General features: G+C 72.0%; 11 protein-coding genes. 4 read left to right on the top strand and 7 right to left on the bottom strand.

Annotated elements, in window-relative coordinates; genetic code table 11:
- Positions 1 to 94: 94 nt before the first annotated feature.
- Complete coding sequence (locus tag AC3IF1_RS02630) at positions 95 to 1036, bottom strand: ABC transporter permease (RefSeq protein ID WP_489215641.1); 942 nt, start codon at positions 1034 to 1036, stop codon at positions 95 to 97.
- Positions 1029 to 1799: an ABC transporter ATP-binding protein gene (locus AC3IF1_RS02625; protein WP_489215639.1), complete on the bottom strand. Its 771-nt coding sequence runs from the start codon at positions 1797 to 1799 to the stop codon at positions 1029 to 1031. Before AC3IF1_RS02625 ends, AC3IF1_RS02630 begins: the two co-directional genes overlap by 8 nt.
- Before the next feature lie 405 nt (positions 1800 to 2204).
- Between AC3IF1_RS02625 and AC3IF1_RS02620 the strand changes: the two genes are divergently transcribed.
- The 3 genes from AC3IF1_RS02620 to AC3IF1_RS02610 all read left to right on the top strand — a co-directional run bounded on the left by AC3IF1_RS02620 (position 2205) and on the right by AC3IF1_RS02610 (position 6822).
- On the top strand, positions 2205 to 3896 hold the full coding sequence (locus AC3IF1_RS02620) for a methyl-accepting chemotaxis protein (RefSeq protein WP_489215637.1): 1692 nt from the start codon (positions 2205 to 2207) through the stop codon (positions 3894 to 3896).
- 498 nt (positions 3897 to 4394) lie between these two features.
- Entirely contained in the window at positions 4395 to 6431 is a 2037-nt protein-coding gene (locus tag AC3IF1_RS02615) for a molybdopterin-containing oxidoreductase family protein (RefSeq protein WP_489215635.1), read from the top strand.
- A gap of 172 nt (positions 6432 to 6603) precedes the next feature.
- A complete protein-coding gene (locus tag AC3IF1_RS02610; RefSeq protein WP_489215633.1) occupies positions 6604 to 6822 on the top strand; it encodes a hypothetical protein in 219 nt (72 codons plus the stop codon).
- 38 nt (positions 6823 to 6860) lie between these two features.
- Here AC3IF1_RS02610 and wrbA read toward each other — a convergent pair whose 3' ends face one another.
- The 3 genes from wrbA to AC3IF1_RS02595 form a co-directional block, all read right to left on the bottom strand.
- A complete protein-coding gene (wrbA, locus tag AC3IF1_RS02605) occupies positions 6861 to 7526 on the bottom strand; it encodes an NAD(P)H:quinone oxidoreductase (RefSeq protein ID WP_243965394.1) in 666 nt (221 codons plus the stop codon).
- Positions 7527 to 7535: 9 nt separating this feature from the next.
- Positions 7536 to 7829, bottom strand: a complete 294-nt coding sequence (locus tag AC3IF1_RS02600; protein ID WP_243965392.1) for a flagellar basal body-associated FliL family protein — start codon at positions 7827 to 7829, stop codon at positions 7536 to 7538.
- A gap of 96 nt (positions 7830 to 7925) precedes the next feature.
- Positions 7926 to 9119 (bottom strand): alpha/beta hydrolase, encoded by a 1194-nt coding sequence (locus AC3IF1_RS02595; RefSeq protein ID WP_489215630.1) that lies wholly within the window; start codon positions 9117 to 9119, stop codon positions 7926 to 7928.
- A gap of 370 nt (positions 9120 to 9489) precedes the next feature.
- Here AC3IF1_RS02595 and AC3IF1_RS02590 point away from each other — a divergent pair, with 370 nt between their 5' ends.
- Positions 9490 to 9699 (top strand): cold-shock protein, encoded by a 210-nt coding sequence (locus tag AC3IF1_RS02590; RefSeq protein WP_243965387.1) that lies wholly within the window; start codon positions 9490 to 9492, stop codon positions 9697 to 9699.
- A gap of 184 nt (positions 9700 to 9883) precedes the next feature.
- On the opposite strand, the gene AC3IF1_RS02585 is transcribed toward AC3IF1_RS02590, so the two are convergent.
- Both AC3IF1_RS02585 and AC3IF1_RS02580 read right to left on the bottom strand, forming a co-directional pair.
- Complete coding sequence (locus tag AC3IF1_RS02585) at positions 9884 to 12292, bottom strand: GAF domain-containing protein (protein WP_489215628.1); 2409 nt, start codon at positions 12290 to 12292, stop codon at positions 9884 to 9886.
- The gene (locus AC3IF1_RS02580; protein ID WP_409564769.1) at positions 12292 to 13140 is read right to left on the bottom strand and encodes a Crp/Fnr family transcriptional regulator; all 849 of its coding nucleotides are present in this window, start codon (positions 13138 to 13140) and stop codon (positions 12292 to 12294) included. Before AC3IF1_RS02580 ends, AC3IF1_RS02585 begins: the two co-directional genes overlap by 1 nt.
- Positions 13141 to 13269: the final 129 nt, after the last annotated feature.

The raw sequence follows: 13269 nt of genomic DNA, 5'->3' as shown, positions 1-13269 counted from the left end.
ATGCGCGCCGGGTCGGATCGGCTCCCCGGGCGCGCAGGATGCGGAGGATCACCGCCCGGAGCCGAGGGATCGCCGCCTAGCCCGGCCGACGGTGTCAGGTCTGCATGCCCCAGCGCTGGATGGTGCGGCGCTCGATGGTCTGGAAGATGAGGTTCTCGACGACGAGGCCGATCAGGATGACGGTGAGCAGGCCGGCGAAGACGTTGGGGATGTCGAGCATGTTCTTGTTCTCGAAGATGAACCAGCCCAGGCCCCCCGAGCCCGACGACACCCCGAACACCAGCTCGGCCGCGATCAGGGTCCGCCACGCGAACGCCCAGCCGACCTTCAGGCCGGTCAGGATCGCCGGGAAGGCGGCCGGGATCAGGATCTGCGCGATCAGGCGCGGGCCCGACAGGCCGTAATTGCGCCCGACCATGGTCAGGGTGCGGCTCACCGACAGGAAGCCCGAATGGGTGTTGAGCGCGATCGCCCAGGTCACCGAGTGGACCAGCACGAAGATCAGGCTGCCGTTGCCCAGGCCGAACCAGATCAGCGCCAGCGGCAGGAGCGCGATCGCCGGCAGCGGGTTGAACATCGCGGTCAGCGTCTCGAGCACGTCCGTGCCCACCCGCGAGGCGATGGCCACGCCGGTGAGCAGGCTCGCCAGCCCGACCCCGGCGGCGTAGCCCATCAGCAGCACCTTCAGCGAGGCCCAGGCCCGGGCCGGCAGCGTGCCGTCGGCGATCCCGCGGGCGAAGGCCGCCACGGTGTCCGAGAAGGTCGGGAACAGCAGGTCGTTGTCGAGGTAGCGCCCGTAGGCCTCCCAGAGCCCGGCCAGCACCAGCAGGATCACGAGCTTGCGCAGCCAGGCCTGGTTGTAGAGCCGCTCGGCCACCGACAGCGGCTTCTCCACCACCGGAGCGGCCGCCGCGTCCCGGGCCCGGCCGGTGTCGTGCACGATCTCCGGGCGGCCCGGCGGGGCTTCCGCACGGGATGCGCCGACCGGCGGGTGGCCGCGCGTGGAGCTGTCGGTCAGGGCTGGGGCGCTAGACATTCTCGGCCTCCCGGATCTCTTCCGCGAACAGCATCTGCTGGATGCGGCTCTCCAGGCGCAGCGCCGCCTCCGGCGTGGCGGCGCTGTCGAGTTCGGCCTTGACCTCGCCCGGATGGGGCGAGAGCAGCAGGATGCGCGTGCCGACCTTGATCGCCTCGGGGATCGAGTGGGTGACGAACAGGACCGTGAAGTGCGTCTCCTCCCAGAGCATCAGCAGCTCGTCCTGCATGCGCCGGCGCGTCAGCGCGTCGAGCGCCGCGAACGGCTCGTCCATCAGCAGGATGTCGGGCTCCATGGCCATGCCGCGGGCGATGGCCACCCGCTGCTTCATGCCCCCCGAGAGCGTGTGCGGGTAGCTGTCGGCGAACCGCGTCAGGTTGACCTTGTCGATGTACAGGTCCGCCCGCTCGCGCGCCGCCCGGCCCTTGAGCCGGCCCGAGGCCTCCAGGGCGAAGACCACGTTCTGGCGGACCGTCTTCCAGGGCAGGAGCTGGTCGAACTCCTGGAACACCATCATCCGGTCCGGCCCCGGCTGGGTCACGGGCCGGCCCTTCAGGCGGATCTCCCCCTCGGTGGGGGCCATGTAGCCGCCCACCGCCTTCAGCAGCGTCGACTTCCCGCAGCCCGACGGGCCGAGCAGCACGAACCGGTCCCCCGGCCAGACCCGCAAGCTCACCCGGTAGGTCGCCGTCACCAGATGCGCCGGCGTCTTGTACCGGAGCGTGACGCCGTCCACCTCCAGCAGAGGCTGACCCGTATCCATCCATCCTCCCCGCGCCGCGGCTTGGGCCGCGTTCGCCGACGGCCCGGAGATGGTCCGGACTTCACGGGAAAGTGTAGGGCCGCCGCAGGGCGGCTGTAAAGAACCGTCTGGGCGGCGCTTCAGGATTTAAGTCCTTCCGACGATTGGCTATACAAGTGCGCGGGGAAATATCGATGCCGCAATACGATGGTTCCGGCTGTGATGTTCTGCGAATATAAATATCCGTATAAGAAGTCTGATACAGATCTCGATCGGCGAATAGTCAGATCCGAGGCTCGCGGAATCGTGTGAATTGAGGAATCGCTTCGGTGATTTCCTTAACCGCGCCGAAACAAGACGCGGCGATGAGATATGGGCCGGTCATTTACTTGGCCGGTCGTATCCCTGGCCTCCGGAGCTGTCCAAATGCGGTTGCCTCTTTCCATCAAGGCCGCGTTGATGGGCGCTTTCGGCTGCTTTGCCCTCATCGCCGCCGGGCAGGGCGCGCTGTCCCTGATCAAGCTCAGAGACATCCGGCACGCGGTCCATGAAGTCGCCACGAACTGGCTGCCCTCCGTGGTGATCCTCGACGCGATCCGGACCGACGTCGCCGACGTCCGCATCAAGCAGTTCCGCCTGGTCTCCCTGTCCGACACGCCGGAGCAGCACGCGGCCAACGCGGCGCAGTATACCGCTGCCCGCGCCAAGGTCGCGGCGGACCGGAAGATCTACGAGCCGATGATCGCCTTCCCGGAGGAGCAGGCGCTCTACGACGGCTTCGCCACGCTCTGGACCGCCTATGAGGCCTCCGGGAGCGAGGCCGCGCGGCTGGTCTCGGCCGGCCGGGCCTCGGAAGGCCTGGCCCTGATCGGCAGCCGGGACGAACTCGCACTCTACACCCGGATGGGCGAAACCCTGGCGCGCGATGCGGACCTGAACAGTCGTTCCGCGCAGCAGGAGGCCGAGACCGCCCTGACCTTGGCGGATTCGGCCGTCCTTGCCACCGAGGCGGCGGTGCTCCTCGCCGTCGCGGCGGCGCTGGCCGCCTCCGTCTTCGGGTTCCTGCGGATCTCGCGGCCGATCCAGCGGATGACCGCGGCGATGGCGGTCCTGGCCGGCGGCGACGCCGGGGCGGAGGTGCCGTTCCGGGATCGCCGCGACGAGGTCGGCGCGATGGCGGGCGCCGTGCAGGTGTTCAAGGACAACCTGCTCCGCAGCCGCGCGCTGGAGGCCGAAACGGCCCTCGCCCGCGCCTCGGCCGAGGCGCAGCGCCGCGCCGGCATGCAGCATATGGCGGACCGGTTCGAGGCCGCGGTCGGCGGCATCGTCGGGCAGGTCTCGGCCTCCGCCACCGAATTGCAGGCCACGGCCGGGGCGATGTCGTCCATGGCCAGCCAGACCTCCGCCCAGTCCACCGCCGTGGCCGCCGCCGCCGAGGAGGCCTCCAGCAACGTCAACACAGTCGCGGCGGCGGCCGAGGAGCTCGGCACCTCGGTCCGGGAGATCGGCCGTCAGGTCGAGGGTTCGGCGGACCTCGCGAAGGCCGCGGCCGACCAGGTCGACCAGACCGGCGCCCTGGTGCAGGAGCTGAACAGCGCCGTCAGCCGGATCGGCGACGTGGTCGGGCTGATCTCGTCGATCGCCGGCCAGACCAACCTGCTGGCGCTCAACGCCACGATCGAGGCGGCCCGCGCCGGCGCGGCGGGCCGCGGCTTCGCGGTGGTCGCCTCCGAGGTGAAGGCGCTGGCCGAGCAGACCGCCAAGGCCACCGGGGAGATCTCCGGCCAGATCGGCCGGGTCCAGGCGTCCACGGGTCAGGCGGTCACCGCGATCCGCACGATCACCGTGCGCATCCGCGAGATCGACACCGTGGCGACCTCGATCGCGGCGGCGGTGGAGGAGCAGGGCGCGGCCACCCAGGAGATCGTGCGCAACGTCGGCCAGGCGGCGCAGGGCACCGGCGCGGTGACCAGCAACATCGTGGGCGTCGCCGGGACCGCCGAGGAGACCGGCCGGGCGGCGGGCCAGGTCCTCGACGCCGCCTCGGCGCTGTCGCGCCAGTCCGAGTACCTCACCGCCGAGATCGGCCGCTTCCTGGCCAACATCCGGGCCGCCTGAATTGACAGATCGCCGCCGAAGGAAGGCAATGGCCGGCCCCGGGCGTCTCCCCCCTCTGCGGGCTCCGATGTTCACGTATCGCCTGCTGCACGGCGCGACGCGCGCTCCTCCCCTGGCGATCCCGGGCTTGCCGGGGATCGCTCGCGCCTGCGGGGAGGGGAAAAGCGCCTTCCTCTCAAGATGTTGGTCTCAGCCTGAGACGTGTGAATCCGGGAACCCCGCAGAGCGGGGAGGGAGGGCGTGTGGCCGTTTCGGACGGCCTGCCCGTCAACCCGGCGACGATCTCGAACGCGATCTCTGAATCCGCGAGCCCGCACGGCAGGGGCGGCCCGGACCTCGTTCCGCGAAGCCGGCATCATCGTCGCGCGAGTCAGATCGGCGCGAACCGGGCCGATCGCACGATCCCCGGAAGCCTCCAGGACCCCGTCCGCCCGCGCCGGCGCCTCAAAAACGCACGGCCTTTGCATCATCCTGGCCGGCGCCACGGGAGTTCGTCGCTTGGTCCGCACCGTCTGCCCACACGATTGCCCCTCCGCCTGCAGCCTCGACGTGCAGGTGGCGGACGGCCGCGTCGTCTCGGTCCGCGGGGGCGACAACCCCTACACGGCGGGGGTGATCTGCGCGAAGGTCAGCCGCTACGGGGCGCGCGTCCACCACCCGGACCGGATCCTCCACCCGTTGGAGCGGGTCGGCCCGAAGGGCAGCGGACAGTGGCGGCGGATCGCCTGGGACGCGGCCCTCGACCGGGTGGCCGCGTCCTTCTCGGAGGCGGCGGAGCGCTGGGGCCCGGAGGCGGTCTGGCCGTACAATTCGGGCGGGACCATGGGCCTCGTCCAGCGCGACGGCATCCACCGCCTGACGCATGTGATGGGCTACTCCCGGCGCGCGCGCACCATCTGCACGGCGGTGGCGACCGCCGGCTGGAGCGCCGGGGTCGGCCGGATCGCCGGGCCGGATCCCCGCGAGATGGCGCTCTCCGACCTGATCGTGGTCTGGGGCGGCAACCCGGTGAGCACCCAGGTCAACGCGATGGGCCATATCAGCCGTGCCCGAAAGACGCGGGGCGCCAAGCTGGTGGTGATCGACCCCTACCGGACCGGCACCGCGGCGGCGGCCGACCTGCACCTCGCGCCCCGGCCGGGCACCGACGGGGCCCTGGCCTGCGCCGTCCTCCACGTCCTGTTCCGCGACGGCCACGCGGACCGGGCCTATCTCGCCGCACACGCCGAGGACACGGCGGCGCTGGAGGCCCATCTCGCGGCGCGCACCCCGGACTGGGCGGCGGCGATCACCGGCCTCGACCCCGCTTCGATCGAGGCCTTCGCGACCCTCTACGGCACGACGGCGCGCAGCTACATCCGCTGCGGCTTCGGCTTCACCCGCACCCGCAACGGCGCCGTCAATCTCCACGCGGTCACCTGCCTGCCGACCGTCACCGGCGCCTGGCAGCACGAGGGCGGCGGCGCCCTCTGGCAGCACGCGGCGATCTTCAACTGGGACAAGACCCTGACGGAGGGGCTCGACGCCAGGGCGCCGGGGGTGCGTGCCCTCGACATGAGCCGGATCGGCGCCGTGCTGGCCGACGATCCCGACGCCCTGCAGGGCGGTCCGCCGGTCCGCGCCATGCTGATCCAGTCGGCCAATCCCGCCGTCTCCGCCCCCGACAGCACCCGGGTGCGCGCCGGCCTGGCGCGGCCGGACGTGTTCGTGGCGGTCCACGAGCAGTTCATGACCGAGACCGCCGCCCTCGCCGATATCGTGCTGCCGGCCACCACCTTCCTGGAGCACGACGACATCTACGGGGCCGGCGGCCACAGCCACATCCAGGCGGGGCCCGCGATCCTGGAGCCGCCGGGGGAATGCCGGTCGAACCACGCGCTGCTCGGGGCCCTCGCCGGCCGCCTCGGCGCCGACCATGCGGGCTTCCGCCTGAGCGCCCGGGAACTGGCCGACGCCACCCTGGCCCGCTCGGGCTGGGGCGGCCTCGACCGGCTGGAGGCCGCGGGCTGGATCGACGCGCAGCCGGACTTCGCCGAGAGCCACTTCCTGAACGGGTTCGGCCATCCGGACGGGCGCTTCCGCTTCGCCCCCGATTGGGCGTCGCTCGGCCCCCGCGCGGCCGGGATGCCGGGCCTGCCCGACCATTGGCCGGTGGCCGAGCCCGCTGCGGCGGAGCACCCGTTCCGCATGATCGCCCCGCCGGCCCGCCAGTTCCTGAACACGACCTTCAACAACCAGCCCGAGTCGCTCCGCCGCGAGGGGCGGCCGACCTGCCTGATCCATCCGGCGGACGGGGCCCGGCTCGGGATCGGCACCGGCGATGCGGTGGAGATCGGGAACGACCGCGGCCGGGTGCGGCTGCACGCCCACCTCGCCGAGGGGCAGCAGCGGGGCGTCGTCGTGGTCGAGGGGCTGTGGCCGAGCGCGGCGTTCGGCGGCGGCCAGGGGATCAACGCGCTGATCGGCGCCGCGCCGGCGGCGCCCAACGGTGGCGCCGCCTTCCACGACACCGCGGTGTGGGTGCGGGCCGCCTAGGACCCGCCCCTGCACCGGACCGCCGCACCGGGGGATGACACGCCGCCCGGATCGCGGCGGACCGCCCCCGCCCGGCCGCGCGCGGTGCGGTCCCCCATTCGCGGGATGCGCCGCCGGCGGGCGGGCTCTAGCCTTCCCACCGGCGCCCCCCGCGCCGCTCGGGAGAACACCGATGGCCGCTGCCCTGCTCCCCGCGCTCCGGCGCAACCTCGGGCTTTTCGTTCTCGCCCTCGCCGCCGCCAGCCTGGCGTTCGGCACCGTCATGCTGACGGCGCCACCGACCAGCCAGGCCGCCGGCCCGAGCCTCACGGACGACGGCATCCTCCCGCCGGTCACCGATTGCGAGGTCCTGCCGACCGGCGACGTCAACAGCTGCACCGTCTACCGGTGAGCGCGCGGCCCAGCCGCACCGAGCCGGGCCGCCGGGGGTCATCCCGCCACGGCCGCGGCCTTCCTCCGGCTCGGCATCTCGCCGGCCGCGATCAGGGCGCCAGCGATGGCCACCATCCGCCGGCCCTGATGGCGCGCCGCGTCGAGATCCTCCGTCCGCGGCGGCCGGTTCTCCGCCCCGACGATCGCGGACGCCCCATAGGGTGAGCCCGCTTCGAGCATCGCGGGATCGGTGTAGCCAGTCGGCAGGATCACCATGCCCAGATGCGCCATCGGGGCATACAGCGCGAGCGTGACGACCTCGGAACCGCCATGGGGCCAGGACGCCGTCGCGAAGGCGCCGCCGACCTTGCCCGCCAGGGCGCCCCGCTTCCACTGCGGACCGAGCTGGTCGACGAAGTTCTTCAGCTCGGTCGCCATGGCGCCGAAGTAGCAGGGCGTGCCGAACAGGATCGCGTCGGCCCATTCCGCGTCGTCGTGCGAGGGCGCCGCGTACAGGGCGTTCTGCCGGGCCGCGCCCTCGGTCCAGCCCTCGACCTTCGCCATGGCGGCGGCGTCGACGACCTCGCGGGGCCGGCGCATCCGGACCTCCGCGCCCGCCTCCCGGGCGGCCTCGGCGGCGGCACCCGCGAGGCGTTCGACGCTGCCGCTGCGCGAGTAGTAGACGATCAGCAGGCGGGTCGGATCGGATGTGCGGTCGGCCACGGCGTCCCCCTACGGATTGGCGCTGCGGGCCGCCGGCTGCGGGTAGGACGGGTTGCCGCCCGGGACGGCGGTGCTGTTGGACGACGACGTCGCGCCGCCCTGACCGCTCTCGGTTCCCGTGATCTGCTTGCGCGATGCGGCCTGGCTCTGGCTCGCGTAATCGGGCGGCGCGCTTCCGCCCTGCCAGACCATCAGCCCGGCGAACGCGGCCAGCATCAGGCCGACGCTGACAATGAGGACGTAGAGCGCCGGCTTGCCGCGCTTGCCTTGCCGCCCGTCCTGCCCGGAGAGTTGTTCCGCCACCGCTAAACCTCGCTCGCCCGCGGGTGCAGACGTGAACCGGCAACGGGCTGTCGGTCCGATCGCTCCAGCCCTGTGGCGCTATGGCTCTCGGGTCCTTCACCGCGGCGCGGCGCGCGTCGTCGCTTCGATCCAGGCGATGATCGCATCGGCGACCTGAGCGTTGTTCGCCTCCAGCATCATCATGTGGCCGTTGCCGTGGATGCCGTGCTCGGCCAGCCTCAACCGGTCGGGCTTGGCCCCGGCCTGGTCCAGGAAGGCGCCGGTGCAATCGTCCATGGTGGCCCGGAACGAGGCCTCGCCGGTGACGATCACCGCGGGCACCCGGGCGAGGTTCGGGAGCTTGCGCGCTGGTTCGGCCTGAAGCCAGCAGCGGATCTGGCCCTCCCGCAGCGGCTTGTCGGCCTGGGCCACGGTCAGGTCGGCGGGCGTCGCCACCGGCGGCTCGAAATGCAGCGGCACCCGGGTGAGACCGTAGGGCCGGGCCCGCGCCTCGCCGACGCGCTCGTACCAGTCGGCGCCGCCCTTGAAGCGGATGTCGTAGAACGTCGGGCCGTTCGGCTCCACGGCGACATGGGCCTTCACGAGGTCGGGGCGCTGGTCCGACACCGCCCAGCCGAACACGCCGGCCTGCGAGTGCGTCAGCAGGATCGCGGGCCCGATCTTCTCCAGGAGGGCGACCAGCGCCGGGTCGACGAGTTCCTCGGTCCGGACCCCGCTGGCGATGTAGGGCACCTGCGAGAGGTAGAACTGATCGAAGGCGGCATTGCCGCGGACACCCGGTCCCCCCGGCCACTGCGTGTGCAGCTTCGCCTCGGGATAGAGCCCGGCGGTCTCCTGCCCCGTATAGACGGTCTCCAGCTCCCCCGGAGTGATCCGCGCGTAGGGGCCGTAGGCCTCCGGATCCGGCCCGGAGCGTCCCCGCCCGACCTGATCGACGACGTAGACGACGAAGCCCTTCTCGACGAAGCGGGCGGCCCAGCCCGGACGGCCGTCGGGGGTGCCGAGGAAGTTGGTGCCGGTCTGTGCGGTGCCGTGCACCATCACGACGGGATAGGGCTGGGTGACCTGGGCCGGGGCCCGATACGCGACGAACATCTGCCCGGCGGCGGCCTCCTTCCCGGCCACGGTCGCGTAGCCGCCGCCGACGAAGAAGTAGCCCTCGGGCCGCGCGGGCCTGAAGACGGCCGCCGCTTCGCTGGCGGCCGGGGGCGTTTCCCCGGCGGCCGGGGGCGCCGCGCCCGCGATCAGACACAGGAGCGCGCAAGCGCCGGTCCCGCCGAGCTTCGTCATGGTCGTCCTCCCGAACAGCGTCTGGTGCGCTTGGTCGGGAGCGTAGCGCATCGTCCCAGGAACCGGAATCGGCACGCCGTCACGAGCGCACGGATGCGCATCGCCCTGTTTCGAAGGCCGGCCGCCCCCGTTCGGGACGATGCGCGCGACCGGATTGCGGATGCCCGTCCGGTCGGGGACATCCGCCTGCGCGGTGCCAGGACCGTCCCCGGCGCCGGGTGCGCCGCATCCGAATCGGGCCGCGTCAGGCCCCTCCGGGCGACCGGCTCGGATCGGGTTGAGCGGCTTTTTTGGAACAGCTGGCTGTGTTCCCCGTTCGAGCTGGGCGGCTCGCCGTTTCAGCGATGCCGGCTACGTTCGGGACATTCCTATGGCTACAGGTACTGTGAAGTGGTTCAACGAGACCAAGGGTTACGGCTTCATCCAGCCGGATGACGGCGGCAAGGACGTGTTCGTCCACATCTCGGCCGTCGAGCGCGCCGGGATGCGCAACCTCGTCGAGGGGCAGAAGATCTCCTACGACGTCGAGGCCGACCGCCGCAGCGGCAAGGAGAGCGCCGGCAATCTGAAGGGCGCCTGAGCCTCTTTCAGGGCCGAGGCGGGCGCGCGTCGTCCTGCCTCGGCGCAGGGTACCGGCGCCCCGGCGTCGGCGCCCCTCCGCAGGGCAGAGGGCTGCCCCGGCCCGCCCGCGCGACGGCGCGGCGGCCTTCGCCCGCCGGACCTCGCCGATCGCGACCATGGGTCGGGGTCGGCGGGACATGGTCCTACGCGGGAACCTCGAACCCTTTGAGGGGCGCGATCAGCTCGCAGACCGCCCCCTCGACCGGGTAGCCCAGCCGAACCGCGCCGCCGACCGCGCCGGCCAGGCCCCGTTCGATCAGGCGTGAGCCGAATCCCTTCCGGCTCGGCGCGGCCACCGGCGGTCCGCCGCTCTCGCGCCACCCCAATCGGACGGTCTCGGCCCCGGCGGCGCCCGTGATCGACCAATCGATCCGCACCGTCCCGTGCGGCGTGCTCAGGGCGCCGTACTTGATGGCGTTGGTCGCCAGCTCGTGCACCATCAGCGACAGCGACAGGGCCGCCTTCTCGTTGATGCGCAGGGGCGGACCGTCCAGGTGGAACCGCCGCTGCTGCTGATCCTCGTGCAGCTGCAGGGCCCCGTCCACGACGGCGCGCAGGTCGGCGCTCTCCCCCTGTCCGGTCAGCAGGATGTCGTGCGCCTTGCCGAGGGCGATCAGCCGCGCGCTGAGCGCCTCCTTGGCGGCCTCGATGTCGGGCGCGTTGCGCATGGTCTGGGTGGCAATGGCCTGGACGATCGCCAGGGTGTTCTTCATCCGGTGGCTGAGCTCCCGGTTGAGGATCGCCTGATGCTCGGCGGCCCGGACCCGCTCGGTGATGTTGTTGAGCAGGATGGCCACCTGTCGCCGCTCGACGGGCTCGACCCGGTTGGCGGTGACCTCGATGTATCCGCCCGCGCGGCCGAACGCGCGCTCCACGTGCACCGGCTGTCCCGTGCGCAGCACCTCCCCGTAGAGCGCCACCCAACCGTCCGCCTCGTCGGGGGCCACCGCGCGGATCGTCCGCCCGACGACGTCCGCGAGGCCGGTCTGGCGCGCGTAGGCCGGGTTGGCCTCGACGTGCCGATAGTCGCTGAGCGGACCCTCCGGCCCGTCGAAGAACTCGATGACGCAGAAGCCCTCGTCGATGGTCTCGAACAGGGAGCGGTAGCGCGCCTCGCTCTCGGCCAGCCGCTCGCCCGCCACGCGCTGCTCGGTGCGGTCGCGCAGGATCTTCACGAAGCCGATGACCCCGCCCGCATCCCCGCGCAGGGCCATCATCTCGCCGTTGGCCCAGAAGTGCTCGCCGCTCTTGCGCAGGTGCCAGCGCTCGTCGACCCCCCGCCCCGCGGTCAGGGCGCCGCGCATCTCCTGCGCCGGGATCGCCGCGGCGCGGTCCGCGGCCGTGAAGAACATGTCGGCCGGCTTGCCGATCACCTCGTCGGGCGTCCAGCCGAGGATGCGCGTGGCCCCCGCGTTCCAGTTCGTGATCAGGCCGCCGAGATCCATCACCACGATGGCGTAGTCGGTCGCGCTCTCGAAGATCGCCCGGTAGCGGATCTCGCTCGTCTGGATGGCGCGCTGGGCGGCGGCCTCGCGGGCCTCGGTCAGGCCGGTCGAGGCGGCGCCCGCGAACAGGCGCGCCGCCTGCAGGTTCATCTCGGTGAACGCGCCGGGCCGGCTCGATTGCAGCTTCAGCACGCCGATGGTCCGGCGGCCGCGGAAGACCGGGACGGTCACGCACGCGCGCAGCTTCATCCGCGCGGCGAGGGCCTGGTTGACGCGCCTGTCGCCCCGCACGTCCGACACCATCATCGGCGCGCCGGACCGGAAGCACGCGCCCGACAGGCTTCCCTTGAGGGCGACCCGCCGTCCGGCGAAGGCGTCCAGGGTGCCGGCGACCGCCCGGTATTCCAGCTCCCCGTCGGCGATCAGCTCGATGGCGCAGCCGTCCGCCTCCGGCGTCGCCTCCATGGCCCCGGCCACGATGGTGTTCAGGATGACGCCGAGGTCGCCCTGGGCTTCCGAGATCGCGCCCTGGACGCAGTGGAGCGCGTCGCGGGCGCGCTGCATCCCGTCCTGATCGGCCAGCAGCGCGTCGCGCCCGGCCAGGGCCCGCTTGAGTTCGAGCTGGCTCATCACCTGGCGGGCGAGCGCCCGCAGGTTGCCGGCCTGATCGGCCGTCAGACCCTCGGGCCGCGGCACCAGATCGATGACGCACAGGCTGCCGATGACCTCCGCCCCGGACGTGCGCAGCGGCGCACCGGCATAGAAGCGGATATGGGGATCGCCCGTGACGAGCGGGTTCGCCCGGGTGCGGGGATCGGCCGTGAGATCCGGGATGACCAGCAGGTCCGGCGCCGACAGGGCGTGGGCGCAGACCGAGGCGTTCAGATCGGTCGCGCAGAGCGGAAACCCGATCCGCGCCTTGAACCACTGGCGGTCGGCGGTCACGAGGCTGATCAGCGCCACCGGCGCCCGGCACAGCTGGGACGCCAGCAGCACGATGTCGTCGAAGCCCTCTTCGGGGGGCGTATCGAGGATCCCGTAGCGCTCGAGGGCCGCGAGCCGGTGCGCGTCGGCCGCCGCGGCCGGGATGTCGGAGGGCTTGCGCATCACGGCTCGGGGATCTTGGGAGACGGCGCCGCCTTCAGGGACGCCGCGAGGGTGGGCGGCTGCAGGCTCCCCGGGCGCCCTGCGCCGAGCGCCACGATCTCGCCCGAGCGCCCGTAGACGGCCCCCAGCACCTCCTGGAAATGCCGCCGCACGCTGGCGTGGCACTCGCAGGCGGCCCGTTCGGCGCGGGTGCGATCGATGAACTTGAGCCGACCGCGGCCGATGCGGATCAGCCCGTCGCGCTGCATCTCGCCCAGCACCTTGGTCAGGTAGGCGCGGCGCACGCCCATCATCTCGGCGAGCATCTCGTGCGTGACCGGCAGATCGTCGGTTCCCAGGCGATCCTGCATCGTCAGCAGCCAGCGCAGGCAGCGCTGCTCGATCGGATGGACCGCGTTGCAGGCGACCGATTGCAGCAATTGCGCGATCAGGCAATCGGCATAGCGCACGAAGAGATCGTGGATCGCGGGCGACGCCTGCTTGGCCTCGTTCAGGCGTTCCGCCTCGATGCGCAGGACGGATCCGCCGACTTGGACCACCGCCTGGCTGAAGGCGGGCAGGTAGCCGTGGCTGACCACGCCGCCGATCGCGCCCTCGTGGCCGACGGTGGCGGTCTCGACCGATTTGCCCTCGCGCAGGGGCAGAACGAAGGTGATGACGGTCCGGCTCAGGGGAAAGGTGACGTGCGAGACGTCGTCGCCGACACGGAACAGGATGTCGCCGCGCAGGAACGCGGCGGGCTGGAGATACGGGGCGACGCGCGCGCGGTCGCTTTCGGTCAGGGCCTGGAGCAGCAGATTACTGGCGAACGGAACCTGCGCGGCCAGCGCAGGAGCTGGCATGGTCATCGCGGCCTCCTGACGGAAACTGCTTAGCCTACAGACCGGCGAATGTCAGTCCATTAGCTGACAGAGACGGCGATTTCTGCGGTTCTTGCAGCAGGTTGATGAGCGTGCGCCGGATCCTGGGTTTCCAGA

The sequence above is a fragment of the Methylobacterium sp. E-012 genome (genome assembly GCF_057836545.1).
This window is presented reverse-complemented; position numbering and strand designations above follow the sequence as displayed.

Bases quoted from the DNA above. Each gene is read 5' to 3' on its own strand.
- AC3IF1_RS02590 (WP_243965387.1), top strand. From the start codon at position 9,490: ATGGCTACAGGTACTGTGAAGTGGTTCAACGAGACCAAGGGTTACGGC.
- AC3IF1_RS02580 (WP_409564769.1), bottom strand. From the start codon at position 13,140: ATGACCATGCCAGCTCCTGCGCTGGCCGCGCAGGTTCCGTTCGCCAGT.
- AC3IF1_RS02630 (WP_489215641.1), bottom strand. From the start codon at position 1,036: ATGTCTAGCGCCCCAGCCCTGACCGACAGCTCCACGCGCGGCCACCCG.
- AC3IF1_RS02595 (WP_489215630.1), bottom strand. From the start codon at position 9,119: ATGACGAAGCTCGGCGGGACCGGCGCTTGCGCGCTCCTGTGTCTGATC.
- AC3IF1_RS02625 (WP_489215639.1), bottom strand. From the start codon at position 1,799: ATGGATACGGGTCAGCCTCTGCTGGAGGTGGACGGCGTCACGCTCCGG.
- AC3IF1_RS02610 (WP_489215633.1), top strand. From the start codon at position 6,604: ATGGCCGCTGCCCTGCTCCCCGCGCTCCGGCGCAACCTCGGGCTTTTC.
- AC3IF1_RS02585 (WP_489215628.1), bottom strand. From the start codon at position 12,292: ATGCGCAAGCCCTCCGACATCCCGGCCGCGGCGGCCGACGCGCACCGG.
- AC3IF1_RS02620 (WP_489215637.1), top strand. From the start codon at position 2,205: ATGCGGTTGCCTCTTTCCATCAAGGCCGCGTTGATGGGCGCTTTCGGC.